Genomic DNA, 24,544 nt, shown 5'->3' on the forward strand with positions numbered 1-24,544 from the left:
CCTCTCTTTTGTTTTCTCACGTCATAGATCGAAAACGGGGCTGATCCTAGCCGCCTTATCCCGTAGGCTCTTTGCACTGCTCCAAGGCGCGTTTCAAAGAATGCTCGTCATAGGGTTTCATCAAGCTGACATAGCGCGAGGGCTCGGTCTCGCCTTCGGCATATTCTCGCGGATCGGCCCCAGAGGCGATGATAACCGCGATCTCGGGGCGTAGTTGCGTGACGTGCTGCACCAGATCCATGCCAGAGCCGTCGGGCAGGCCGAGATCGGTGAACATGATGTCGAACCGCTCGGCCTCAAGGCTGCGTTCGGCGGCGGCGACGCTGTCGGCTTCGGTCACGGCATAGCCCAGATCGGCAAGCATATCCGCGGTCGCCATGCAGATCAGCGCGTCGTCTTCGACCAGCAAAACCTTGAGCGCGTCATCGGGGGCGCTGTGCGCGTCTTCCTGCGCCAAGTGGGCGGCATCGGTGCCGGATTGGCGAGAGAGAATCTCATGAATTTTCAGGGCCAGCCGCTCGCGGGTGTAGGGTTTGCTCAGCAGATCGACCCCTTCGTCAAGCCGCCCGGCGTGGACAATCGCGTTCTGAGTATAGCCCGAGGTAAAGAGCACGCCGACATTCGGCAGATGCGCCTTGGTCTCGCGGGCAAGCTCGGGGCTGCGGATTTTGCCGGGCATGACCACATCGGTAAAGAGCAGATTGATCTGCACACCGCTTTTGACAATCGCCAGCGCGCTATCGGCGTTCTCGGCGGTCAGCACGCCATAGCCAAGATCGCGCAGCTGATCGACGGCGGTCTCGCGCACGGCGGCGTCGTCTTCGACCACGAGGATCACCTCACCGCTGCCCGTGGGCGTTTCGGTTGCGGCAGGCAACGGGGCGCTTTCTTCCTGGCGCTGCGTGCGTGGCAGATAGACCCGCACGGTCGTGCCTTGGCTCTCTTCGCTGTAGAGTTTGATATGACCGCCAGACTGTTTGATGAAGCCGTAAACCATGCTGAGGCCAAGCCCCGTGCCTTCGCCCGTGTCTTTGGTGGTGAAGAAAGGGTCAAAGACCTTTTCCATAATCTCGGGCGGGATGCCTGCGCCGGTATCGGTGATCGCCAGCATGACATATTGGCCGGGGACCACATTCGGGTGGCTTTGGGCATAGGCATCGTCAAGTGCGGCGTTGCCCACTTCGATTGTCAGCTTGCCATGGTGGGCCATCGCGTCGCGCGCGTTGATCGCAAGGTTCAGGATCACGTTTTCCAACTGCGCCGGATCGACAAGACAGTTCCACAGCCCGCCCGAGATCACCGTCTCGACCTCGATCCCTTCGCCAAGGGTGCGGCGCAACATGTCGTCCATGCCCCGCACCAATCGGCCAAGGTTCTGCGGCTTCGGCTCCAAGGGTTGCTGCCGCCCAAAGGCGAGCAGTTGCGCGGTCAGCTTTGCGCCGCGCGACACCCCCGCCATGGCGTTGTCGACAAACCGCCGCTTGGCGTCGCCCTCGGCCAGTTCCTTTGACAAAAGCTGAAGGTTGCTGCCCACCACCTGAAGCAGGTTGTTGAAGTCATGCGCAATGCCGCCAGTGAGTTGGCCCACGGCTTCCATCTTTTGCGCCTGTACCAACTGCGCCTCAAGCCGGTCCCGCTCGGCCATGGCCTCTTCGACCTTGGTTTTCAGCGCGTTGTTGAACTCAATCTCGGCGTTGCGTGCGCGCAGTTCTTCGCGCAGGTCGCGGGCCTCGATCACGGTGCCCACGGTTTTGCCGGTCTCATCCTTCATCGGCGAGGCGGTGAAGCCCACGGGGTAGAAACTGCCGTCCTTATGGACAAAGGTTTCCTCACCCTGCGTCTGGTGGTTTTCCGGAAAAGCGCGGTCGATGGCGCAGTCTTCGATGGGAAAATGCCGCCCGTCGGGGTGGGTGTGGTGGATCACGTCATGCAGCGGTCTGTTGACGGTTTCCTCGAATTTATAGCCGGTCAACTCTTCGGCTGCGCGGTTCATAAAGACGCATTGCTGTTTGTCGTCCATCATGAAGATGGCCATCGTGGTATTGCTCAGGATCGCGTCCAGCCGGGCCGAGACTTTGGTCAGCGCCGCGTTGGTCTCTTTCTGTTTGGTGATGTCCTGAATGGCCGCATAAAGGACCTTTTCGCCCTCGGTTGAGATCAGCTGCAAATGGGTCAGAACGCAATACCGCGAGCCGTCCTTGCGCTGGTGGACCGTCTCATATTCAAGCGTTGTCGTCTCGCCGTTGATCAGCGGCTCAACGAGGTCCAGAAACGCCTCGCGCGTCAGTTCGGGCTTGATGTCCCACGCCGCCATGCCGCGCAGCTCTTCCATCGAATAGCCAAGGTTTTCCCGCGCGCCGCGATTGGCGAGGGTGAAGGTAAAGTCTTCGACTGAAAACAGGTAAACTTCGCTTGCCGCGTCTTCGACGATCTGCCCAAGGCGATCGCTCGCCAATCTCAATGCTTCTTGCACCATTTTCCTCAAGCTTGTCGGTCGCTGGACCCGGCTAAATTCGACCTGCAAGTTGCAGGGTATATGTAACCTAGTCTTATGAAGCGGCAAGACGAGCGCAAAAAGCGCATTCTTTCAAGGGGCGGGTTTTCGCGCAGAAAAACGCGGGCCAGCACCCGCCAAGATTGGCGGATGCCGGAGAGGATGAGAGGCTACGCGACGCGGTGGCCCATGGCATAGACCGACCGCAGGATCGGCGCGTCTTTCATCACCTCGAACAGGATCAGATCGGCCCGCGCGCCCAAGGCAATCTCGCCCCGGTCGGTCAGGCCTACGTGATGCGCGGGCGTGCGGGTGACGGTCGCCAGCCCCCGCGCCATATCGCCCCATAGATTGCCCAGTTGCACCGCCCCCAACAGCAGGGCCGCGGGGACATAGTCAGACGACAGAATATCGAGCAGGTCCAGTTCCGCCAATTCCTTTGCCGCCACATTGCCCGAATGCGACCCGCCGCGCACGAGGTTCGGCGCGCCCATGATCGTTGCGATGTCTTGGGCGTGGCAGGCCTCTGCCGCCGCGCGGGTGGTGGGGAATTCAGCCAAGCGCACGCCGTGGGCGTGGCTGGTCGCGACCTGTTCTGCCGTGGTGTCATCGTGGCTCGCCAGCGCCGCGCCATAGTGCTTGGCTGCCGCCACCGCCGCCGCCTCATGTTTCGCGCCCAGCCGGTCTTGCAGCCCATGCAGGAAGGTGACGTAATCGCCGAAATCCTCCCGCGGCAGGCCGTTCTTGCCGCAGACGTAATCCTCGAACTTTTGCACGTCGCGGAATTGCCGCTGGCCGGGGGTGTGATCCATCAGGCTGACGATGCCGACCTTGTCGTCGGGGCCAAACTCGGCCAGTTCCTCCTCCAGCGTTTCGGAACAGATCTCGGCGCGCAGGTGGATATGGTGGCTGATCGCCAGCGCCCCGCTGTCGCGCATCATCAGGATCTCATCGGCCATGTCGCGGGCGTATTTTCCGTAACGTTTGCGCCCTTCGTCCGAGAGGATCGATCCCACCCGGATCGCGTCGAAGACGGTGGTGATCCCGGTGCCCGCCAGTTCGCGGTCATGGGCGATGATTGCGGCACGGTGCGGCCAGTCGACCTTGGGCCGCGGCTTCATATGGCGTTCAAGGTTGTCGGTATGCAGTTCCACCAGACCGGGGGCGAGGTAGCGGCCTTCGCAATCGACCGCCCCCTGTGGCACGGCGGTGCCTTCGGCGATATCGGCGATCACCCCGTCGCGCAGCACCACGCTGCCGGGGATCACCGCATCGGGCAGGATGATTTTGGCATTGGCGAGAATGGTTTCTTTTGTCATGTGAACGTCACGCTTGTTGCGCATCCATGGATGCAGGGAGAAGATGAATGAAGTTCGACCGCTACGCGATCTATTACACGCCGCAGGGCGCATTGGCCGAGGCCGGCGCCGCTTGGCTTGGCTGGGATGTGGCACGCGGGCAGGCCGTGGCGCATCCGGAAGTGGCCGGGCTGGACGTGGCCGCCCTGACCGAAACGCCGCGCAAATACGGGCTGCATGCGACGATCAAGCCGCCTTTCGTTTTGGCCGAGGGGGCTACGGCTGACGGCCTGCAATCCGCGTTCGAGACATTGTGCACGCAGCTTGCCCCCGTCACGCTGGACTGTCTGGCCCTGACCCCGCTGGGCCGCTTTCTGGCGCTGACGCCTGAGGGGGACACCGCTGCGCTCAACGCCATGGCCGCCGAGGTGGTGCGCGGGCTCGATGCCTTCCGCGCGCCCCCGGCAGAGGCGGATTTGGCCCGCCGCCGTCAAGCCAACCTGACCCCGGCGCAAGAGGCGAACCTGACGAAATGGGGCTATCCTTACGTGATGGAGGTGTTTCGCTTTCACATCACCCTGACCGGCAAGCTCTCGAAAAGTGATCTGCCACAGGTGACCGCGGCGCTGGCCCCCTATATCGCGCCGCATCTGCCACAGCCCTTTGTGCTGAGCAGCCTGACGCTGGTGGGGCAGGCCGAAGACGGTATGTTCCACGAGGTTCACCGCGCCGCCCTCTCGGGATAAAGCGCCGCCGACGCCTGTGCCACGGTCTGCTTGAGCGGGCCGGAGTTATCAATCTCGATCGCCGCGATATGGTCGGGCAGGGCGCGGTCGGCCCGGGCCAGCCGTGCGGTGATTTCCGCTTCGGTTTCGCGCCCACGGCCCCGCAGCCGGTCCGCCAATACGTCGGGCGAAGCGGTCAGCGATAGCACTTCGAACCGCGCAAACCGCAGCTTTGCCTCGGTCAGCATGCTGCGAGAGAGGTTCGCCAGCACGTCGCGCCCTTCGGCTAGGGCCGTCTCCACCGCGATGGGGATGCCATAGCGCAACCCATGCGCAGCCCAACTCAGGGCAAAGGCGCCATCTGCCTCCAACCGCAGGAACGCGGCCTCATCGATCCCGTCAAAGTCTTCGCCCCCCGCAGCACTCGGGCGGGTGATGGCGCGGCGGGCGAGGAACAAATCGGGCTGTGCCTTGGCCAGCGCCGCCATCACGCTGTCCTTGCCCACACCTGACGGGCCGACCACCGCGATAAAACGCCCGCTCATGCGGCCAGTCCGGGGGTGAAACGGGTGACATCCACCTCGCGGTCGCAGATTTGGTCGCGGGCGGCCTCGTCATGGAAGATGCCCAAGATCGCCGTGCCGCGCGCTTTGGCTTCTTCGATCAGCGCCAGCACCGTGGCGCGGTTGGTGGCATCAAGGCTCGCTGTCGGCTCATCCAGCAGCAAAACGGGGTAAGGATGCGCAAAGCCGCGCGCGATGTTCACCCTCTGCTGCTCCCCGCCCGAGAAGGTCGTGGGGCTAAGCTGCCAAAGCCGCTCGGGGATGTTGAGCTGCGCCAGCAACTCTCCGGCCCGCGCCCGTGCATCGGCTTCGCTGTTGCCCACCGCGCGGAGCGGTTCGGCCACCACGTCAAGCGTCGCCACCCGTGGCACCACCCGCAAAAACTGGCTGACATAGCCCAGCACGTTGCGGCGCAGGTCCAATATCTCACGCGGGGCGGCGCGGGCGACATCCAGATCGCCCACCATGACCCGGCCCGAAGCGGTCAGATAATTGCCATAGATCATCCGCATCAGCGTTGATTTCCCGGCCCCCGAGGCCCCGGTCAGCGCCACGCATTCGCCGCGCGCCACGGTCAAGTCACCGCCGCGCATCACCGGGATCACCGCCGCACCTTGGTTGTGCAGGGTGAAGGATTTGCTCACATTTTCCACGCGTATCATGGGTTCAGCCTTGTTTAACCTATTGTTAACGTTTGTCATTTGTTTCGCGTGCGAAACATTTCCCTGCACGGTCAAACCTGTAGCACGCTAGAGACCAAAAGCTGCGTATAGCCATGCTGCGGGTCATCCAAGACCTGATCCGTCAGCCCGGTTTCCACCAAATGGCCGTCCTTCATCACCATCAGCCGGTCCGCCAGCAACCGCACCACCGCCAGATCATGGGTCACGATGATGGCGCTCAGCCCCATCTCGCGCACAAGCCCGCGCAAGAGGTCGAGCAGCCGCGCCTGAACGCTCACATCCAGCCCGCCGGTGGGTTCGTCCATGAACACCAGTCGCGGCCCGGTCACGAGGTTGCGGGCAATCTGCAAACGCTGCTGCATCCCGCCCGAGAAGGCGGAAGGCCGGTCATCGATCCGATCTTCGTTGATCTCCACTCGGCCCAGCCAATCGGTGGCGCTGGCGCGGATGTCGCCGTAATGCCGTGCGCCCACGGCCATCAGCCGCTCGCCCACATTGCCGCCTGCGCTCACATTCATGCGCAGTCCGTCGCGGGCGTGTTGGTGCACAAAGGCCCAATCGGTGCGCGACAGCATCCGGCGCTCCGGCTCGCTCATCGTCACCGTGTCGCGCAGGCCATCGGCGCGGGTGTCAAAACGCACAGCCCCACGATCCGGCGTCAGATGCCCCGCCAGCGTGTTCAGCAGCGTCGACTTGCCGGAGCCACTTTCGCCGACGATGCCCATCACCTCACCGGGGTAGAGGTCAAAGCTGACATCGGTGCAGCCAATCCGCGCGCCGTAGAATTTCGCGATGTTTTCAACTTGCAACAAGGGGGTCATGCCATGCCCTCCAACACGGGGGCCGCTTCCGCGCCGCGATGCCCAGCCGCCTGACGGGCTGCGCAGTAATCGGTGTCAGAACACATGAACAAACGCCCGCCCTCGTCATCGACGATCAACTCATCCAAATAGCTGTCCTCGGCCCCGCAAAGGCCGCAGGGGTGATCCGCTTTGCTAGCCTCAAAGGGGTAGTCCTCAAAATCCAGCGACACGACCTGCGTATAGGGCGGCAGCGCATAGATCCGCTGTTCGCGCCCCGCGCCGAAGAGTTGGATCGCGGCCATTTCCAGTTTTGGATTGTCGAATTTCGGGATCGGCGACGGGTCCATGACATAGCGCCCCTCGACCTTGACCGGATAGGCATAGGCCGTGGCAATCGCGCCGTGTTGGGCGATGTCTTCGTAGAGCTTTACATGCATCAGCCCGTATTCCTCCAGCTCGTGCATCTTGCGGGTCTCGACTTCCGAAGGTTCAAGAAAGCGCAGCGGTTCGGGGATCGGCACCTGATAGACCAGCACCTGATCCTCGCGCAGCGCCGCTTCGGGGATGCGGTGGCGGGTTTGGATGACGCTGGCCTCGGTCGTGGCTTCGGTCACCGCGACGCATGCGGTCTTTTGGAAAAAGCGGCGGATCGAGACGGCGTTGGTCGTGTCGTCCGCGCCTTGGTCGATTACCTTAAAAGTATCCTCGGGCGTCAGCACCGCGGCAGAGACCTGCACCCCGCCGGTGCCCCAGCCGTAAGGCATCGGCATCTCGCGGCTGGCAAAGGGCACCTGATAGCCCGGGATCGCCAGCCCTTTCAGGATCGCGCGGCGGATCATTCGCTTGGTCTGCTCGTCCAGATAGGCAAAATTGTAGTCGTTCATGCCCCGGTCCTCATGCCTGTCTTGGTCACTCTGTGTCATGGCGGGGCTCATTCCGCGGCCTCCCGTGGTGCGTCTTGGGCCGCGGCTGTCGCCTCGCGGCGCAGTTTGCGAATCAGTTCGAGTTCGGATTGGAAATCGACGTAATGGGGCAGTTTGATATGCTCCAAGAACCCTGTCGCTTGGATGTTGTCGGCGTGATAGAGCACGAATTCCGCATCCTGCGCAGGCGCGCCGAGGTTGTCTTCGCCCAACTCCTCCCAACGCAATGCCCTGTCCACCAGCGCCATGGAGATCGCCTTGCGCTCGGACATGCCAAAGACCAGCCCATAGCCACGGGTGAACTGCGGCGGCTCGGTCTTAGAGCCTGCAAATTGGTTCACCGTTTCGCATTCGGTCAGCTCGACCTCGCCGATCTCAATGGCGAAGCCGAGTTCGGGAATGTCCATTTCGACCGCGACTTTGCCGATGCGCAGTTCCGCGACGAAAGCGTGGTTGCGCGCATAGCCGCGTTGCGTGGAGTAGGCCATGCCGAGGACGAAGCCTTCGTCGCCGCGGGTCAGCGCTTGCAGGCGCAGGTCGCGGGGGGCGGGGAGTTCCAAAGGCTCGCGCGTCAGGTCGCGCGGCGGGGTCTGACTGTCCGCATCGCGCTGCATCAGCCCTTCGCGGTCGAGGAATTCCATGATGTGCGGCGTCTCCGCGGGCGGTTCGGCCTCGGGCGCTTCGGGGGCCGGGGGCACCTCACCATCGGCGGCGAGTTTGAAATCCAGCAGCCGGTGCGTGTAGTCGAAGGTCGGCCCCAAGACCTGCCCGCCCGGCGCATCCTTGAAGGTGGCCGAGACGCGGCGGTCGCAGGCCATGGTGCCAGTCTCCATCGGGCGCGAGGCACCGAAACGCGGCAGGGTGGTGCGATAGGCGCGGATCAAGAACACCGCTTCGATCAGATCGCCCCGCGCCTGTTTGATCGCCAGCGCGGCGAGGTCAGGGTCATAGAGCGAGCCTTCTGCCATTACCCGGTTCACCGCCAGCGTCATCTGCTGGCGAATTTGCGCAACGCTCAGTTCCGGCACGCTTGCATCGCCGCGCCGCTCTTCGGCAAGCCATGCGTGGGCGTTGTCAATCGCCCGCTCGCCGCCTTTTACCGCTACATACATCAGGACACCTTTGTGCTTCGGGGCAGCGCCGCCAATCGGTCGCCGCAGGTGAAAATGAAATCCAAACCACGCGGGAAGAGCGTCGCGTTTTGCTGAAAGGCCGCGCGGTCGGGCAGCGACAGCGCTGCGCTTTCTTTGATGCCGGGGCCGGAGAGGGTTGCGCCCTCGGCGCTCAGATCATCAACCTCGACGATCAGCGTGGCAGAGCGGTCGGGATAGGCGGCGGTCCCGAGGGGGAAGTCGCTGAGGGGCAGTTCGTCCCAAGTGCCCAAGGCGAAAAGCGCCGCACTGGCCGGGGCGAAGGGCGCACCGGTGTGAAAGGTGATCCAGTCGCGCAATTCGGGCCGGTCGAAGCCGGGAGCAAGGTAGAGCGGCGCCTCGGGGTCGCAGAGTGTCAGCAGGACGACCCCGGCGGCAGTGGAGAGGCCCGCGGGCGGTTCGGCCCCGGTCACGCTGTTGATCTCACCCGGTTTGGCCATGGCGTTCATCACCGCGCGAAAGGCAAAAGCGGCGTCTTTGGGCGCGTCGCGAAACCCGCCTGTCAGCGATAGGGTCTGCATCAGTCTTCTCCTCGGACCATGGTGAAAAAGTCGACCTTGGTGGCGGCGGCCTTGGCGGCACGGCTGGCGCGGCGCTGGCTTTCGATCTCGGCCAGCGGGTCGAGCAGTTTGGCGCGGACCTCATCCGCCGCACCGCTTTGCATCAGCGCGTCGGTAAGGGCCGCTTGCAGCGCCTTGTCGCGACTGCGGCCTTGGACATAGGCGTGGCCGTCAGGGCCTTCCGCCAGCCGCACCGAGCAGCGCGTGACCGACATTTCGCCCATGTTAAAGGCATCGCCCACGGCGCCCATCCGGCCCCGCAGCATGACGCCGCCGATCTCTGGCGCGCGGAGCAGGTCATGGACTGGGACCGCGCCGTAGCGCGCCCAGAGCCGGGCCAGATCAGCGGCCTCGGCCCGCGCGAGCAGGCCCATCCAAGCCTGCCGATCGCGGGTCTTTTCTTTGGTTTCAACCGTCATCTAGACACCTTGTGCATTTGTCTAATTTACTATACAACTAGACAAGTATTAGCCGCTGGCCTCCCGCTGGCGCAAGCTTGGATATGTGAAACTTCTGCGACATGGCCCGTACTGCGATTTGGAAAACCATCACCGCCACGCTGACCCATGACATCGCCACGGGGAAATACGCCCCCGGCGACCGGCTCCCGACCGAGGCGCAATTGGCGGTGCGTTTCGGGGTCAACCGCCATACGGTGCGTCGCGCGATCAGTGACATGAACGAGAGCGGGCTGACCTACAGCCGCCGGGGGGCGGGGGTCTTCGTGGCGCAGCGCCCCACGGATTATCCCATCGGCAAACGGGTGCGTTTTCATCAGAACCTTGCGGCGGCGGGGCGGGTGCCGGCCAAGGAGATTTTGACGTTGGAGAGTCGCGCGGCCTCGGCCCATGAGGCCGCGCAGTTGGGGCTGGATGGGGAGGCGCTCGTGCATGTCTATGAAGGGCTGTCGCTGGCCGATGAGCAGCCCATCGCTATCTTCCGCAGCATCTTCCCCGCCGTGCGGTTTCCCGATCTGTTGGAAGCGCTTGAGGCCAGTCGTTCCGTCACCACGGCCTTGGCGCAGGGCGGGGTGGCGGATTACACCCGCGCCTCGACCCGGCTGACGGCGAAGCTGGCCAATGCCACGCAGGCGCTGCATTTGCGGCTGTCCGAAGGCGCGCCGATCTTGCGCTCTGCCGGGATCAACGTGGACCCCGGGGGCGAGCCGGTGGAATACGGGGTGACGTGGTTCGCGGGTGATCGGGTGACGCTGACCCTCAACCCCGGCGACTAGGCGTATTTTTCCAAAAACGCTTCGGCGGGCAGGGTCTGGAAATCCTTGAGCGATGCTTGCAGCCGGTCATGGGGCCAATCCCACCACGCCAATTCCTCCATCCGCGCGGCGATGCTTTCGGAAAAGCGGCAGCGCAGCGGTTTGGCGGGGATGCCTGCGACGATCATATAGGGGGCGACATCGCGGGTGACGATGGCCCCGCCCGCCACCACCGCGCCGTGCCCGATGGTCACCTCGGGCCGGACCTGCGCGCCGTGGCCCAGCCATGTGTCATGACCGATTACCGTGCGGCGGCTGCGGCGGAGGGCGAACCAATCGGCGTCATCCTCGGCCCCGTCGAAGTAGTCTCCGGCGCGGTAGTGGAAGTGGTGCAGGCTGGCCTTTTCCATCGGGTGATCCGTGGCCCCGATGCGCACGCTGGCGGCGATATTGCTGAACTTGCCGACTTGGGTGTTGGCGATGTCGCACCAGCGGTCGCAATAGGAGTAATCCCCGATTTCGGAATGGGCGAGGCGCGTGGCGCGCCCGATCTCGACATAGCGCCCGAACTGCGTGTCGGTCACTTCGCAGTCCGGGTGGAGGAAGGGCGCGTCGGCTTTGAGACGCGCCATCAGTGGCCCGCCTCATTGCCCGCGATCAACTTGCGGCGCAGCCAGCCCGAGAAGCTGTCCATCGCGATAACCATCAGGATGATGAGCACGATGTAATAGCTCACCTCCTCCCAATCCTTTTGAGTGATGATGGCCTGAGTTAGCAGCAGGCCGATGCCGCCGCCGGTGATCGCGCCGATGATGGTGGCAGAGCGGGTGTTGGACTCCAGATAGTAGAGCACTTGGCTGAGCAGGACCGGGGTGATCTGGGGGATCACGCCGAAGCGGTAGCGCTGAACGGGGGCGGCCCCGGTGGAGGCGATGCCTTCGATCTGTTTGTCGTCCACATTCTCCAGCGCCTCGGAGAAGATTTTGCCGAAGGTGCCGGTGTCTGTCAGCAGGATTGCGAGCGAGCCGGTCAGCGGGCCGGGGCCAAAGGCACGGGAGAGAACGATGGTCCAGATCAGCCCGTCGACCCCGCGCAGGAAGTCGAATAACCGTCGCGCGGCGAAGCGCAGACCGCCCAGAGGGGTGAAGTTCTTGGCCGCGAGGAACCCCAGCGGCAGGGCAATCATCGCCGCGCCAAAGGTGCCGAGGAAAGCCATGAGAATGGTCTCAACCAGCGCCCAAGCGACATCGCCATGACGCCACATTTTGTTGGTCCAGAAGTCCTGCCAGATCGCGCCGTATTCACCGCTGCGCAGCAGTTCCAGCGGGGACATGCCGTGATAGGGGCTGTCGAGCGTGAAGAAGAACAGCTCCCACCCGTTGAAATAGCGGAACACTTCGGCCCGGTTGCGGGTGATCGTCAGACGGCCTGCATCCGTGGTCACGGCAAGGCGGTTTTTGGAGGCGTTGATCCACTCGGGCAGGGGGCCGTCGGGCAGGGTGGCATTGACGCCGCTGCGCCCCGGCGTGGCGGTGATCAGCCCGTAGCCCGGCACGTCATAGCGCACTTCCGGCCCCAGATCGACGGTATGGCCGTTGCCCAGTTCCACGCGTGTCGTCTCGCCCAAGGTGACCCAATCGGGGGCGGTGCCCGGCGCATAGCGGCCTTTGCGCTCGCCCTCGATGGCGATCTCCATCTCGCCGTTGCGGTTGTCGCGGGCGACATGGGTTTTGTAGCTGTAGCTATCGGCGACCAGCGTCTTCATGTTCGAGACATTAATCCGATCGCCCAGCCCCGCCACGTCGAAAGCAAAGAAGACATAGGTGAGGTAGAGAAGGATCAGCACCGGCGCGGCGAGGCTTGCCATCCGTTTGCGGCGGAAGCTGCGGCTGGCGGTCTGCTGGGCGGGGAGGGTGGAAGCGGTAAGGTCGGTCACAGGATGGCTCCCTTGTCCTTATAGGCGCGGCCATGGGTCAGCCGGTCGCGGAAATGGCTTGAGACTTGGTCAACGAGGATGATGGTGCCGAAGAGCAGCAGAAAGATCGCCGCCGCTTCGTCGAATTTGCCCTGACCCCAAGACATCGTGTTGCGCAGGTCATAGCCGATGCCGCCTGCGCCGACGAAGCCGAGGATGGCGGAGGCGCGGATGTTGATCTCAAACCGCAGCAGCGCGTAGGAGAGGTAGTTGGGCGCGACCTGCGGCACGACGCCCAAGACCATGCGTTGCAGCCAACTAGCGCCGACAGAGGCAAGGCCGTCGACGGGCTTGAGAGAGGCGTTCTCGTTCACCTCAGAGAAGAGCTTGCCAAGCGCGCCCACGGTGTGCAGCGCGATGGCGATCATCGCGGGCACCGGGCCACCGCCGAGCAGGAAGATCAGCACGAGGGCGACGACAATCTCGGGCACCGCGCGCAGCACATCCAACAGACGGCGCAGCGGGCCGACGAGCCATGGCGCGGGGGCAAGGCCACGGGTGGCCAGAAGGGCGGCGAAGAAGGCAAAGAGCGCGCCGATCAGCGTCGCGGCCCCGGCGATGTTCACCGTCTCGATGAGGGAGGGGAGGTATTTCACGAAATAGCCGGGCAGCAGATGGACGCGCTCCCAAGCCTCGCCCAGCACATCGGCGGGGAAGTCAAAGACATTGGGCAGCCCGTTCCAGAACCCGCCAGCGTTGCGGGCATTGGCGGTGCCGAAACCGCCGATCAGCAGGGCCACGAAAACGACCAACAGGATCATATTCATCACCCGCTTTTGTCGGGTATGGGCAAGGTAATCCGCCGTGATCTGCGGCGCGGTATTGGTCTGGTGCATCTGTCGTCCCCCTATGACGACAGGCCCCGACAATCGTTGCCGGGACCTGCCAGATGTCTTTTGTCCCTTAGGATCAGTTGGATTTCGCCTTGCGCGCTTCGACGATCGAGACATAGGCGTCATGGGCAATCGGATCGAAGCCAAGGCTTTCGCCCGCGGCCACGCCGTAAGCGCAGTCGGCGTCCATCTCGTGCAGCTCATCCACCAGTGCGGTCATGGTCGATTTGACCTCTTCAGGCAGGTCTTTGCGCAGCACAACCGGGCCTTCGGGGATCGGCTTGGAGCGCCAGATTTCCACCAGATCGTTCATGTCGACGAGGCCCGCGTCCACCGCCTTGCGCAGCGCGCCGGAGTTGTAGCCGTCTTCCCAGTTGCCCTGTCCGTCGGCCCATGTCACGCCGCCCGCCACATCACCATTGTTGACCGCGACGATGGTCTGCTCGTGACCGCCGGTGAATTTCACTTCGCCGAAGTAGTCACCAGATTCCATGGTGGCACCGGTCGTCTGGGGGATTTCGATGGAAGGGATCAGGTAGCCGGAAGTGGAGTTCGGATCGCCAAAGCCAAAGACCTTGCCCTGCATGTCTTCAAGCGTGTTGATGCCCGCATCTTTGCGCGCGAAGCCGATGGAGTGGTAGCCGTAGGAGCCATCAAGGTTGATCTTGACCAGCACCGGCTCAACCGCTTCGGGGTCTTGCAGGTGAACGGCGGCATAGGCCGAGGCACCCAGCCATGCCATGTCGAGCGTGCCGCCCAGCAGACCTTGGATCACGCCGTTATAGTCGGCAGGGGCAAAGAGTTTGGCCGGAACGCCGAGGCGCTCTTCGGTGTAGCCGCGCAGACATTCGTAGGAGTTCATCCGGTCCTGCGCGTTTTCCCCGCCAAGGATGCCGATGCGAAATTCGGTGACATCTGCGGATTGAGCCAGTGCAGCGCCGGTCAGGGCCGTGGTTGCCAGTGCGGCGGCGATGAGCTTCTTCATTTTGTCGTCTCCAGTTTGAAAATATGCCCCTTGGGGCGGGTCGTGTCAGGCTGGCACCTTGTCCAGCGTTTCGATCTCGGTTGAGGTGGCGGCTTCGGAAAAGCTGCTGTCTGCGCCGTAGATTTCGCGGGCCATGCTGGTGGTCAGCTGCTCGGGCGTGCCGTCAAATACGATCTTGCCGTCGCGCATTCCCACCACGCGGTCGCAGTAGCGGCGCGCGGTATCCAGCGTGTGAAGGTTGGCGATGACCATACGGCCGTCTTCCTCGTGAATGCGACGCAGCGATTGCATCACCACCTGCGCGTTCATCGGGTCGAGGCTGGCGATGGGCTCATCGGCCAGAATGATCTGCGGGTCTTGCATCAGGGCGCGGGCGATGGCGACGCGCTGTTGCTGCCCGCCGGAAAGCGCCTCGGCCCGTTTGGGCGCGTGCTGTGCGATGCCCAGCCGGTCGAGGATTTCGATGGCGCGGGTGATGTCGGCATCGGGGTAGAGGTTGAAGATGCTGCTCAGCGTCGAGCGGCGGTTGAGTGTGCCGTGCAGCACGTTCGACACCACATCCATCCGCGGGACGAGGTTGAACTGCTGAAAGATCATCGCACATTCCGCCTGCCAGCCACGCCGGGCCGCCCCGCGCAGGGCGGTCACATCGCGCCCTTGAAACAAGATTTGCCCAGAGGAGGCATCGGTCAGCCGGTTCAGCATCCGCAGCAGCGTGGATTTCCCCGCGCCGGAGCGTCCGATGATTCCGATCATCTGCGGCTTGTCGACCTGCAGATTGGCGCGTGCCACCGCTGTGTTCGCGCCGAATGTTTTGGTCAGTTCAGAAATGACGAGCATAAGTCCCCCGGGGTTTGCGGGGCGAGCTATCGCAGCGGTGAATGTCACGAATGTTTAAGTTTGACGAAGCTTTTGTAACGCGCGGTTTTTTCGGGAACGGCTGTCTAGGGGCAGGCGTTTGTGCTTGTTTTATAGGCGGTGGAACGGCGAGGCTGCCCAACCGCGGGGCAGTACGCAGGCTGGGGAATGTGCGGCGCAAGAGCCAGCCAACCTCAATAAAACAAGGGCCAGTCAAATAGAGCTTGCGGAACAAAGCCCCCGGATTAATGCTTTCTCTTACAGGGCGGTTCGGATAGGGCCGCATCGGGTCTGACCGCGCAGCCCCGCGCGGCGGACGGTAATATCTTTGGCCGGATCACCGGTCGCGCAGCGCCACCCCGCCGCGCCCCCTTCGGTGATACAGGCCCCCGACAAGCATCTAAAGGAGCGCGTTTATGGACGCCCAGATTATCGCATTTTTGATTCTGTTGCCGATCACATTGGTTTTTGTCTACGCAGGCATCCACGAGTTCCGGCGCTACAAAAGCGAGGGCAAGGCGAACTATGGGCTGGTTTTCGATGAAGAAAGCGGCACCACCCATGTCAGCGGCATCGCCGAAGACGAAGACCCCTTCGACCCCGACGATTTTGACCCCAACGACTATAACGATCCCGAAGTGAAAACCGACACGGATGAGCGCAAATCGTGAGCGGTAAGACCCGCTGCGCCGCCTTGCTGCTCTGGCTCGCGCTGCCCGCGGGCGCCGAGCCCCTCGCCGAGATCGTGATTTTGGGGGAGGTACATGACAACTCCCATGCCCATTCCGAACAGGCCGCCGCGCTGGAGACGCTGCGCCCCACTGCCGTCGTGTTCGAGATGCTCACCGCCGCGCAGGGGGCAAAGGCCGATGCCGATCGCAGCCAGATCGCGCAGGCTTGGGCGGCAAGCGGTTGGCAGGATTTCGACATCTACGCGCCGATCTTCGATGCTTTGGGCGAAGCCCGGATCATCGGTGCCGCCGCCCCCCGCGAGGCGGTGCGCAGTGTGTATCTTGAGGGCGCAGCCGCTCTTTTCGGGCCGGAAGCGGCGCGCTTTGGCCTTGATCAACCGCTGCCCGACGAGCAGCAATCGGCCCGCATCGAGGTGCAGTTCGCCGCCCATTGCCGGGCCATGCCGCGCGACATGATGGGCGGCATGGTCGCCGTGCAACGCTACCGCGACGCCACATTCGCGCACGCGGCGCTCGAAGCGCTCGAGACCTACGGCCCGCCCGTGGCCGTGATTACCGGCAACGGCCATGCCCGCACCGATTGGGGCATTCCCGCGCTGATCGCGCAAGCGGCCCCCGAGGTCACGACCCATGCCATCGGCTTTGTTGAAAAACAGACAGAGATGCCATTTGACGAGACCCGCCTGATCCCGCCCGCCAAGCGCGAAGACCCCTGTAGCGCCCTGACCAAGAATTAAAGGACCCGCCCATGTACCTTGCCATGAACCGTTTCACCGTACTGCCCGAGAATGCCGCCGCTTTCGAAGAGCTTTGGCTGAACCGTGAAAGCCATCTGAAAGAGACGGAGGGCTTCGTGTCCTTCCACATGCTCAAAGGGCCAGAGGAGGAGGGGACGATCCTCTATGCCTCGCACACCATTTGGGAAAGCGAAGCGCATTTTCGGGCATGGACCACCAGCGACGCCTTTCGCGCGGCGCATGCGCGGGCGGGGCAAACCCGCAAGCTGCACGAAGGCGCGCCGCGGTTCGAAGGCTTCCGTACCATTCAGCAAATCGAAGCAGTCTGACGCGGGGCAGGCCGGGCTTTTCTATACTTGACTAAAATAATCGGATTAAGTAGCCGTTATAAGAGCCCGGTATTTTGGCCGGGGTATGAACGACTTTACGCCGAAACCGTCCAAGCCACCGCGCGTCGGAAGCCCGGATGTCAATGGAAAGGAGCCCGCCCCCGTGAGGACACCCGTGACCACGCCCGAGCCAATGGCCCATGCCCGGCTACAGACGCAATCCAACAACAGCTGGCGCGATATCGCGCTTGGTAGCAACGATACTGCGCCCTGCGATGGCTTTGGCCTTGAGCACCTCATCGATCTGCAACGCGCCCGCCAGATGGGGGACGCAGGATGAGCCTGATGCAAAAGCTGCCCGATCCCTTGCCCGCAGGCCAACCGGTCGAAGACGCCGTGCATGATGCGCGTGCCTTGGTGCCCAATGGCTCGACGGCCAATATTGTGCTGGACGGCCAAACCTATACGCTGCGCATCACACGGGCAGGGAAATTGATCCTGACGAAATAGGCCGCGCGGCTGCCCAACTGCGGCGCGGAACGCCTAAGGCGCGGCTGCGGCTTGCCCTCACGCCACGGCGTCTTTACTGACGCGCCATGCCCGGCCTTTTCGCCTTTTCCGTCCTTCGCCGCTGACATGCTGGCCCTGCTGAGCCTGTTCTTCGCGGCGCTGCTGGCGGCGACGCTGATACCCGCGCAATCCGAAGCGGTGCTTTTGGGGCTGATGTGGTCGGGTGCCCATGCCACGGCGCTGTTGTGGCTGGTGGCGACGCTGGGGAATGTGCTGGGCTCGCTGCTGAACTGGCTGCTGGGGCGCTACCTCAGCCATTTTGCCGATCACCGCTGGTTTCCCTTCTCGGCGCGGCAGATGGGGCGGGCCTCTGGCTGGTATCAACGCTGGGGGTATTGGAGCCTGCTGGCCAGTTGGGTGCCGATCATCGGCGATCCGCTGACCTTGGCTGCGGGCATGATGCGCGAACCGCTTTGGCGCTTTTTGCTGATTGTCACCCTTGCCAAAGGCGGGCGCTATCTGGTGCTGATCCTGCTCGCGCGCGGGGGTCTGTGACGCTTAGAGCGGGGTGATCCCTTCGAGGGGCGGCAGCGGGTTGGGCGTGGTCACAAGGGCCGGGCGGCGCTTTTCGTAAAAGGCATTGCCGCCTGCGGTCACCACGTAATGCATGTTGTTGTAATTGGCATTGTACCACGCGGCGTGGAAGAATTTCGCGCGGGTGACCTTGGGGTGACGCTCACCTTGAAGCACCGCCAGCGCGGTGGCGCGGGCCAGCGGGGCCCCGCGATCGCTCATCGGTTTCGTCATCACGCCCGGTGCGAACTGATTGCGCTGGCCGACCACCCCGCAGACCGTATCGGGGAAGGCTTCGGAATGGACTCGGTTCAACACCACCGTGCCCACGGCGACCATCCCGTCGCGGCTGGAGCGGTTGGATTCGAAATACATCGCCCGCGCCATACACTCCACCTCACCCACCGGGACCGCGACCACTTCGGTCTGCTTACCGCCACAAGCGGCGAGCAGGCCAAGGCCCAGCATCAAAGCGGCGGTGCGGATTTTCGGGGGCTGAACGCGCATGGGCGGCCTTTCTGGGTGAGGGGGCAGGTGGCGGGCAATTTTCCAGCAAACGCGGGGCGAGGCAAGACCCGCGCCCCGGCTCAGGCGGTTTCTCTCCGGGTGGGGCGCGCGGGGGCGCTTGGGCTGACGATTGATCTAGTGTAATGCTTGATAAAACAGTCATGAACCCAGCAGGGCCGTTCTTATGAAAGTCACCTACCGGGATGTGAAAACCGACATCCTGTCAAAGATCACCAAGGGGGAATGGCCTCTGGGCAGTCTTGTGCCCAATGAAGTCGATCTGGCCGAGACCTATGGCTGCGCCCGCGCGACGGTCAACCGTGCCATGCGCGAATTGGCCGACGAAGGGTTTATCGAACGCCGCCGCAAAGCCGGGACGCGGGTGCGCATGGCCCCGGTGCGGCAGGCGCGCTTCGACATTCCGCTGGTCCGGGCCGAGATCGAAGAGAAGGGCGCTGATTATCGCTATTCGCTGGTCAGCCACGCGGTCGAGCCTGCGCCGGACTGGCTGCGCGCGCGGCTGAAACTGACCGCAGGCAGCGAGGCGCTGCATCTGGTCTGTATGCATTACGCCGATGGCGATCCCTATCAATACGAGGATCGTTGGATCAACCTTGCGACCTTGCCGCAGGCACGAGAAGAGGATTTCGCAGAGGTGGGGCCAAACGAATGGCTGATCTCGGCAATACCTTTTTCGGATGTTGAGATCAGCCTCTCCGCCGGTTTGGCCGATCAGCGGCTGAGTGAGTATCTCGGCTGCGCTTTGGGCGATCCGGTTTTCACGGTAGAGCGGTCAACTTGGTGGGAGGGGCAGGCGGTGACCTATGTGCGCCTGTCCCATCGCCCCGGTCACCGGCTGACGACCCGCTATTGATGCGCCGCCGCCCGAGGGCAGCGGCACATGGCGCTCAAAGGATGCCCGGCAGGTTCAGCCCATGTTCGCGCGCGCAATCAAGCGCCGCGTCATAGCCCGCATCCGCATGGCGCATCACGCCCGTCGCCGGATCGTTCCACAGCACCCGTTCGATGCGACGGTCGGCGTCTTCGGACCCGTCACAGCAGATCACCATGCCGGAGTGCTGCGAAAAGCCCATGCCGACCCCGCCACCGTGGTGCAGAGATACCCATGTCGCGCCCGAGGCGGTGTTCAAAAGCGCGTTCAGCAGCGGCCAATCCGACACGGCATCCGAGCCGTCTTTCATCGCCTCCGTCTCGCGGTTGGGCGAGGCGACGGAACCACTGTCGAGGTGGTCGCGCCCGATCACAATGGGCGCGCTTAGCTCGCCAGTGCGGACCATCTCGTTGAAGGCGAGACCGAGCTTGTGGCGCACGCCGAGACCCACCCAGCAGATCCGTGCGGGCAGACCTTGGAAGGAAATACGCTCGCGGGCCATGTCGAGCCAGTTGTGCAGGTGCGTATCTTCGGAGAGGATTTCCTTCACCTTGGCATCGGTCTTGTAAATATCCTCCGGATCGCCCGACAGCGCCGCCCAGCGGAACGGCCCCACACCCCGGCAGAACAGCGGACGAATGTAGGCAGGGACAAAGCCGGGGAAATCAAAGGCGTTCTCTAACCCTTCCTCCAGCGCCATCTGGCGGATGTTGTTGCCATAGTCGACCGTGGGGATGCCCGCCGCGTGAAAATCGACCATCGCTTTGACTTGTACCTTCATTGAGGCGCGGGCGGCGCGTTCGACCGCCTTGGGGGCACTCTCGCGTTTCTTGCGCCACTCGGCCATGCTCCAACCCTGCGGCAGATAACCGTTCACCGGGTCATGGGCGCTGGTCTGATCGGTGACGATATCGGGGCGCACGCCGCGTTTCACCAGTTCGGGAAAGACATCGGCGGCATTGCCCAAGAGGGCCACGGATTTCGCTTCTCCAGCAGCGGTCCAACGCTCGATCATTGCCAGCGCTTCGTCGAGCGTTTCGGCTTTTTCATCGACGTATTTTGTGCGCAGACGGAAATCGATGCTGTCGGGATTGCACTCCACCGCGAGGCAACAAGCCCCGGCCATCACCGCCGCCAAAGGCTGGGCACCGCCCATGCCGCCAAGCCCGCCGGTGAGGATCCATTTGCCGGTCAGATCGCCGCCATAATGCTGGCGGCCCGCCTCGACAAATGTCTCATAGGTGCCCTGCACGATGCCTTGGGAGCCGATGTAGATCCACGAGCCCGCGGTCATCTGGCCGTACATCGCCAGACCCTTTTTATCGAGCTCGTTGAAGTGGTCCCAATTTGCCCAATGCGGCACGAGGTTGGAGTTGGCGATCAGCACGCGCGGGGCGTCTTTGTGGGTCTTGAATACACCGACAGGCTTGCCCGATTGCACCAGCAGCGTTTGGTCGTCTTCGAGCGCGCGGAGCGAGGCGCCGATCTGGTCATAGTCCTTCCACGTCCGTGCCGCACGGCCGATGCCACCATAGACGACCAGCTCATGCGGGTTCTCGGCCACGTCCGGGTGCAGGTTGTTCATCAGCATCCGCAGGGGCGCTTCGGTGAGCCAGCTTTTCGCCGAAAGCTCGGTGCCGGTGGCGGGATAGATGTCACGGGTGTTCTTGCGCGGATCGCTCATGATGTGCCTTTCAGGGTCGGGGCCATCGCGGCCAGAGTTGTCAGGATGTCGGTCAGATGGGCGCGCAGTCGCGCGGCCTTGTCAGGGTCATAGGGCCAGGGCGGGGCTTCGGCGCTGAGGTAGCTGCTCTGCGCCAGTTCCATCTGGATTGCGTGAAGCCCTTCGGCGGGGCGGCCATAGTGCCGGGTGGTCCAGCCGCCTTTGAAACGCCCGTTGGTGACGGAGGTATAGCCGGGCGCGGTGGCGCAGATATCCGCGACGGCGGCTGCGATTTCGGGCGCGCAGGTGGTGCCGAGGTTCGTGCCGATGTTGAAATCGGGCAGGGGGCCGTCAAACAGGAAAGGGATCAGCGAGCGGATCGAGTGGCAGTCATAGAGGATCGCCACGCCATGCAACGCGCGGACGCGGGCCAGTTCCGCCTCAAGCGCCGCGTGATAGGGCGTGTGGAATGTCTCGCGGCGGGTCTCGATCTCGGCGTCGTCGGGCGGAGTTGTCCAGATGTCCTGCCCGTCGAAATCGGTCAGCGGCACCAGCCCGGTGGTGTTTTGGCCGGGGTAGAGCGATGCGCCCGAAGGGTCGCGGTTGGCGTCGATCACATAGCGGTGAAAGGTCGCGCGCACGGTGGTCGCGCCGGGCAGCAACCCTTGGTAAAGCCGGTGAATATGCCAGTCGGTATCCGCCAATTCGCGCCCACGCGGGTTCAGATCGCGGCGCACCGTGTCGGGCAGATCGGTGCCGGTATGCGGCAGGCCAAGCACGATGGGGCTCTCGCCGCGGGTGATCTCTACCGGGGTCATGTGGAAAGCTCCGGCATGTCGAGGGAGGCCGCGCGGGTGATCTCGCCTTCGGCCACCATCTGTGCCGCGCGTTCCAGATCGGGGGCGAGGTAGCGGTCCTCATCCAGCGTCGCGACATCCTTGCGCACCCGTGTCACCACACGCTGCAAGGTCTCGCTGGTCGTCAGCGGCGCGCGGAAGTCGATGCCCTGCGCGGCGCAGAGCAACTCGACCCCCAAGATACGGTTGAGGTTGTCGATCATCCGCCCCAGCCGCCGCGCGCCGTGGGCGGCCATGCTGACGTGATCCTCTTGGTTGGCCGAGGTCGGCGTGCTGTCGGTGACACAAGGATTGGCGAGGTGTTTGTTCTCGCTCATCAGGGCGGCGGTGGTGACTTCGGCGATCATATAGCCGCTGTTGAGGCCGGGGTTTGGCGTGAGGAAGGGCGGCAGGTTGAAGCTGAGCACCGGGTCGACGATCAGCGCCACGCGGCGCTGCGCGATGGCGCCGATCTCGGCCACGGCCAATGCGATCATATCGGCGGCAAAACCCACCGGCTCGGCATGGAAATTCCCGCCTGAGACGATCAGGTCCGCGCCGACCAGCACCAGCGGGTTGTCGGTGGCGGCGTTGGCTTCGACCTCAAGCGTGCGGGCGGCCATGCGCAGCACGTCCATCGCGGCCCCGGTCACCTGCGGCTGGCAACGGATGCAATAGGGGTCTTGCACGCGGGCGTCATTCGCCACATGGCTTTCGCGGATTTCCGAGCCGTCGAGAAGGGCGCGCATCGTCTCGCCCGCCTCGATCTGGCCCCGATGGCCGCGCAGGGCGTGGATTTCGGGTTGCAGCGGCGCGGTGGAGCCCATGATCGCGTCCGTCGACAGGGCCGATATCACCAACGCCGAGTTTGCCGCCCGCCATGCGTCAAACAGCCCCGCCAGCGCGAAGGCGGTCGAAAACTGCGTGCCGTTGATCAGCGCCAGCCCTTCTTTGGGGCCGAACTCCAGCGGGGTGAGACCAGCGGCGGCCAGTGCCGCGCCGCCCGGCATGACGCGGCCCTCAATTTCCGCCTCGCCGTGGCCCATCATCGCGGCGGCCATATGGGCCAAGGGGGCCAGATCGCCCGAGGCACCGACCGATCCTTGCGCCGGGATCACCGGGGTCACGCCACGCTCCAGCATGGCTTCGATAAGACCTACGACCTCAAGCCGCACGCCCGAGGCGCCGCGCCCAAGGCTCAGAAGTTTGAGCGCCATCAAGAGCCGCGCATGGCCGCGCGGGATCGCCGGGCCGACGCCGCAGCAATGCGACAGGATCAGGTTGCGTTGCAGGGTGGCCGTGTCATCTGAGGCGATCTTGACCGAGGCGAGCTTGCCGAAACCGGTGTTCACGCCGTAGACGGCATCCTCGCCCGCCACCGCTTTGGCAATGCGCGCATGGGCCAGTTCAATCGCTGGGCGGCAGGCGGGGTCGAGCCTCACCGATGCCTCTTCGCGGTAGATGCGGGCCAGATCGTCCAAGGTGGCCGCGCCGGGGGTGAGGGTCAGGGTGGTCACGATTGGCCTCCGAAAATGCGAGAGTGAAGCGGGTTGAAGCCGATGCGATAGGCAAGCTCGGCAGGGTGTTTGATATCCCAAACGGCGAGGTCGGCGCGCAGGCCGGGGCGGATCATGCCGCAGCCGTCCAGCCCAAGCGCGCGGGCGGCATGTTGCGTGGCACCGCGCAGCGCCTCTTCGGGCGTCATGCGGAACAGGGTGCAGCCCATGTTGAGCGTCAGCAGCAGGGAGTTCAGCGGCGACGACCCGGGGTTGATATCCGTCGCCAGCGCCATCGGCACGCCGTGTTTGCGCAGCAGATCAATCGGGGGCGCTTGGGTTTCGCGCAGGGTATAAAACGCGCCGGGGAGGATGACGGCGACGGTGCCCGCCTTGGCCATCGCTTTCACGCCGTCCTCGTCGAGGTATTCGATATGATCCGCCGACAGCGCGCCATAGGAGGCCGCGAGTTTCGCGCCGCCAAGGTTCGACAGTTGCTCGGCATGGAGTTTCACCGGCAGCCCCAATTCCCGCGCCACGTCGAAAACGCGGGCGATCTGGGCAGGCTGAAAGGCGATGCCCTCGCAGAACCCGTCGACCGCATCGACCAGCCCCTCGGCATGGGCGGCGCGCAGGGCGGGGAGGCAGACTTCGTCGATATAGGCGTCAGCGCGGCCTGCGTATTCGGCTGGCGTGGCGTGCGCACCGAGGAAGGTCGTCCGCACTCGGATCGGGCGCTGCTGGCCCACGGCGCGTGCGGTGCGGAGCATGCGCAGCTCGGTGTCGATATCCAGACCGTAACCGGATTTGATCTCGATCCCCGTGACGCCTTCGGCGATCAACACATCGACGCGGCGCAGGGCATCCGCCAGCAGGTCGGCTTCACTGGCGGCGCGGGTGGCGGTGACGGTTGAAACGATGCCGCCCCCGGCGCGGGCGACTTCTTCGTAGCTGGCTCCTTCGAGGCGCATCTCGAATTCCCGCGCGCGGTCGCCGCCGTGGACAATATGGGTGTGGCAGTCGATCAGACCGGGGGTGACGAGGCGGTGGCCGAGCGATTCTGTCGGCTGGTCGCGGTAGGTGCGTGGCAGATGAGCGCGTGGGCCGACCCATGCGATCTGGCTCCCGGCAATCGCAATCGCTGCATTCTCAATCATTCCATAGGGTTCTGCGCCGTCTAGGGTCGCGGCGGTGAGGTCGATCAAGACCCGTTCGTGCTCTGCCATCTCTATCGCCTCCTCCTAA

28 protein-coding genes are annotated in these 24,544 nt (G+C 63.9%); 9 read left to right on the forward strand and 19 right to left on the reverse strand.

Translation table 11 applies throughout. The annotated features are described in order from the left end of the window. Positions 1-55 precede the first annotated feature (55 nt). Both K3758_RS05650 and K3758_RS05655 read right to left on the reverse strand, forming a co-directional pair. A complete protein-coding gene (locus K3758_RS05650) occupies positions 56-2,455 on the reverse strand; it encodes a PAS domain S-box protein (protein ID WP_259948523.1) in 2,400 nt (799 codons plus the stop codon). Positions 2,456-2,664: 209 nt separating this feature from the next. After that, complete coding sequence (locus tag K3758_RS05655; RefSeq protein WP_259948525.1) at positions 2,665-3,813, reverse strand: alpha-D-ribose 1-methylphosphonate 5-triphosphate diphosphatase; 1,149 nt, start codon at positions 3,811-3,813, stop codon at positions 2,665-2,667. Between the two features lie 47 nt (positions 3,814-3,860). On the opposite strand from K3758_RS05655, the gene K3758_RS05660 reads away from it, so the two are divergent. After that, positions 3,861-4,538, forward strand: a complete 678-nt coding sequence (locus K3758_RS05660; protein ID WP_259948527.1) for a DUF1045 domain-containing protein — start codon at positions 3,861-3,863, stop codon at positions 4,536-4,538. Here the strand turns inward: K3758_RS05660 and phnN are convergent. From phnN to phnG, 7 genes are all read right to left on the reverse strand, one after another. Beyond that, positions 4,514-5,062, reverse strand: a complete 549-nt coding sequence (phnN, locus tag K3758_RS05665; protein ID WP_259948529.1) for a phosphonate metabolism protein/1,5-bisphosphokinase (PRPP-forming) PhnN — start codon at positions 5,060-5,062, stop codon at positions 4,514-4,516. The genes K3758_RS05660 and phnN overlap by 25 nt on opposite strands. Further along, positions 5,059-5,742: a phosphonate C-P lyase system protein PhnL gene (gene phnL, locus K3758_RS05670; RefSeq protein ID WP_259948532.1), complete on the reverse strand. Its 684-nt coding sequence runs from the start codon at positions 5,740-5,742 to the stop codon at positions 5,059-5,061. Before phnL ends, phnN begins: the two co-directional genes overlap by 4 nt. Before the next feature lie 71 nt (positions 5,743-5,813). Continuing rightward, positions 5,814-6,584 carry a phosphonate C-P lyase system protein PhnK gene (gene phnK / locus K3758_RS05675; protein WP_259948534.1) on the reverse strand — a complete coding sequence of 257 codons (771 nt, stop codon included), beginning with the start codon at positions 6,582-6,584 and terminating at the stop codon, positions 5,814-5,816. After that, on the reverse strand, positions 6,581-7,450 hold the full coding sequence (locus K3758_RS05680) for an alpha-D-ribose 1-methylphosphonate 5-phosphate C-P-lyase PhnJ (protein WP_259949982.1): 870 nt from the start codon (positions 7,448-7,450) through the stop codon (positions 6,581-6,583). The genes phnK and K3758_RS05680 overlap by 4 nt, the downstream gene beginning before the upstream one ends. A gap of 47 nt (positions 7,451-7,497) precedes the next feature. Continuing rightward, positions 7,498-8,601 (reverse strand): carbon-phosphorus lyase complex subunit PhnI, encoded by a 1,104-nt coding sequence (locus K3758_RS05685; protein ID WP_259948535.1) that lies wholly within the window; start codon positions 8,599-8,601, stop codon positions 7,498-7,500. Next, the gene (phnH, locus tag K3758_RS05690) at positions 8,601-9,161 is read right to left on the reverse strand and encodes a phosphonate C-P lyase system protein PhnH (protein WP_259948537.1); all 561 of its coding nucleotides are present in this window, start codon (positions 9,159-9,161) and stop codon (positions 8,601-8,603) included. Before phnH ends, K3758_RS05685 begins: the two co-directional genes overlap by 1 nt. Continuing rightward, positions 9,161-9,619, reverse strand: a complete 459-nt coding sequence (gene phnG / locus K3758_RS05695; protein ID WP_259948540.1) for a phosphonate C-P lyase system protein PhnG — start codon at positions 9,617-9,619, stop codon at positions 9,161-9,163. Before phnG ends, phnH begins: the two co-directional genes overlap by 1 nt. Positions 9,620-9,720: 101 nt before the next feature. Here phnG and phnF point away from each other — a divergent pair, with 101 nt between their 5' ends. Continuing rightward, a complete protein-coding gene (gene phnF / locus K3758_RS05700; protein ID WP_259948543.1) occupies positions 9,721-10,434 on the forward strand; it encodes a phosphonate metabolism transcriptional regulator PhnF in 714 nt (237 codons plus the stop codon). On the opposite strand, the gene K3758_RS05705 is transcribed toward phnF, so the two are convergent. The 5 genes from K3758_RS05705 to phnC form a co-directional block, all read right to left on the reverse strand. Continuing rightward, positions 10,431-11,045, reverse strand: coding sequence for a chloramphenicol acetyltransferase (locus K3758_RS05705; RefSeq protein WP_259948544.1), 615 nt, complete (start codon positions 11,043-11,045; stop codon positions 10,431-10,433). The genes phnF and K3758_RS05705 overlap by 4 nt on opposite strands. Beyond that, on the reverse strand, positions 11,045-12,280 hold the full coding sequence (gene phnE / locus K3758_RS05710; protein WP_259949984.1) for a phosphonate ABC transporter, permease protein PhnE: 1,236 nt from the start codon (positions 12,278-12,280) through the stop codon (positions 11,045-11,047). The genes K3758_RS05705 and phnE (K3758_RS05710) overlap by 1 nt, the downstream gene beginning before the upstream one ends. A gap of 65 nt (positions 12,281-12,345) precedes the next feature. Beyond that, positions 12,346-13,224: a phosphonate ABC transporter, permease protein PhnE gene (gene phnE / locus K3758_RS05715; protein WP_259948546.1), complete on the reverse strand. Its 879-nt coding sequence runs from the start codon at positions 13,222-13,224 to the stop codon at positions 12,346-12,348. 73 nt (positions 13,225-13,297) lie between these two features. Further along, positions 13,298-14,206: a phosphonate ABC transporter substrate-binding protein gene (gene phnD / locus K3758_RS05720; protein WP_259948547.1), complete on the reverse strand. Its 909-nt coding sequence runs from the start codon at positions 14,204-14,206 to the stop codon at positions 13,298-13,300. A gap of 45 nt (positions 14,207-14,251) precedes the next feature. Next, positions 14,252-15,046 carry a phosphonate ABC transporter ATP-binding protein gene (gene phnC / locus K3758_RS05725; RefSeq protein WP_120350549.1) on the reverse strand — a complete coding sequence of 265 codons (795 nt, stop codon included), beginning with the start codon at positions 15,044-15,046 and terminating at the stop codon, positions 14,252-14,254. A gap of 434 nt (positions 15,047-15,480) precedes the next feature. On the opposite strand from phnC, the gene K3758_RS05730 reads away from it, so the two are divergent. The 6 genes from K3758_RS05730 to K3758_RS05755 all read left to right on the forward strand — a co-directional run bounded on the left by K3758_RS05730 (position 15,481) and on the right by K3758_RS05755 (position 17,887). Then, positions 15,481-15,735, forward strand: coding sequence for a hypothetical protein (locus tag K3758_RS05730; protein WP_067935896.1), 255 nt, complete (start codon positions 15,481-15,483; stop codon positions 15,733-15,735). Next, a complete protein-coding gene (locus K3758_RS05735) occupies positions 15,732-16,493 on the forward strand; it encodes a ChaN family lipoprotein (RefSeq protein WP_259948557.1) in 762 nt (253 codons plus the stop codon). The genes K3758_RS05730 and K3758_RS05735 overlap by 4 nt, the downstream gene beginning before the upstream one ends. A gap of 11 nt (positions 16,494-16,504) precedes the next feature. Then, positions 16,505-16,822: an antibiotic biosynthesis monooxygenase gene (locus tag K3758_RS05740; RefSeq protein WP_259948560.1), complete on the forward strand. Its 318-nt coding sequence runs from the start codon at positions 16,505-16,507 to the stop codon at positions 16,820-16,822. 163 nt (positions 16,823-16,985) lie between these two features. Beyond that, complete coding sequence (locus K3758_RS05745) at positions 16,986-17,162, forward strand: hypothetical protein (protein ID WP_161487453.1); 177 nt, start codon at positions 16,986-16,988, stop codon at positions 17,160-17,162. Positions 17,163-17,167: 5 nt separating this feature from the next. After that, positions 17,168-17,332: a hemin uptake protein HemP gene (locus K3758_RS05750; RefSeq protein WP_259948564.1), complete on the forward strand. Its 165-nt coding sequence runs from the start codon at positions 17,168-17,170 to the stop codon at positions 17,330-17,332. A gap of 126 nt (positions 17,333-17,458) precedes the next feature. Next, positions 17,459-17,887, forward strand: a complete 429-nt coding sequence (locus K3758_RS05755) for a YqaA family protein (RefSeq protein WP_259949985.1) — start codon at positions 17,459-17,461, stop codon at positions 17,885-17,887. A gap of 3 nt (positions 17,888-17,890) precedes the next feature. Here the strand turns inward: K3758_RS05755 and K3758_RS05760 are convergent, their stop codons facing one another. After that, positions 17,891-18,412 carry a cell wall hydrolase gene (locus K3758_RS05760; protein WP_240791631.1) on the reverse strand — a complete coding sequence of 174 codons (522 nt, stop codon included), beginning with the start codon at positions 18,410-18,412 and terminating at the stop codon, positions 17,891-17,893. Positions 18,413-18,596: 184 nt separating this feature from the next. Between K3758_RS05760 and K3758_RS05765 the strand changes: the two genes are divergently transcribed. After that, positions 18,597-19,286, forward strand: coding sequence for a GntR family transcriptional regulator (locus tag K3758_RS05765; RefSeq protein WP_259948568.1), 690 nt, complete (start codon positions 18,597-18,599; stop codon positions 19,284-19,286). A 34-nt stretch (positions 19,287-19,320) separates the two neighbouring features. Here K3758_RS05765 and hutU read toward each other — a convergent pair whose 3' ends face one another. Genes hutU through hutI form a run of 4 tightly spaced genes read right to left on the reverse strand, consistent with a single transcriptional unit; the run spans position 19,321 to position 24,525 of the window. Continuing rightward, the gene (gene hutU, locus K3758_RS05770; protein WP_259948570.1) at positions 19,321-20,988 is read right to left on the reverse strand and encodes a urocanate hydratase; all 1,668 of its coding nucleotides are present in this window, start codon (positions 20,986-20,988) and stop codon (positions 19,321-19,323) included. Next, on the reverse strand, positions 20,985-21,785 hold the full coding sequence (gene hutG, locus K3758_RS05775) for an N-formylglutamate deformylase (RefSeq protein WP_259948572.1): 801 nt from the start codon (positions 21,783-21,785) through the stop codon (positions 20,985-20,987). The genes hutU and hutG overlap by 4 nt, the downstream gene beginning before the upstream one ends. Next, the gene (hutH, locus tag K3758_RS05780) at positions 21,782-23,320 is read right to left on the reverse strand and encodes a histidine ammonia-lyase (protein ID WP_259948575.1); all 1,539 of its coding nucleotides are present in this window, start codon (positions 23,318-23,320) and stop codon (positions 21,782-21,784) included. Before hutH ends, hutG begins: the two co-directional genes overlap by 4 nt. Beyond that, on the reverse strand, positions 23,317-24,525 hold the full coding sequence (gene hutI / locus K3758_RS05785; RefSeq protein ID WP_259948577.1) for an imidazolonepropionase: 1,209 nt from the start codon (positions 24,523-24,525) through the stop codon (positions 23,317-23,319). The genes hutH and hutI overlap by 4 nt, the downstream gene beginning before the upstream one ends. Positions 24,526-24,544: the final 19 nt, after the last annotated feature.

It is taken from the genome of Sulfitobacter sp. W002 (assembly GCF_025142135.1).
Taxonomy (GTDB): domain Bacteria; phylum Pseudomonadota; class Alphaproteobacteria; order Rhodobacterales; family Rhodobacteraceae; genus Sulfitobacter; species Sulfitobacter profundi.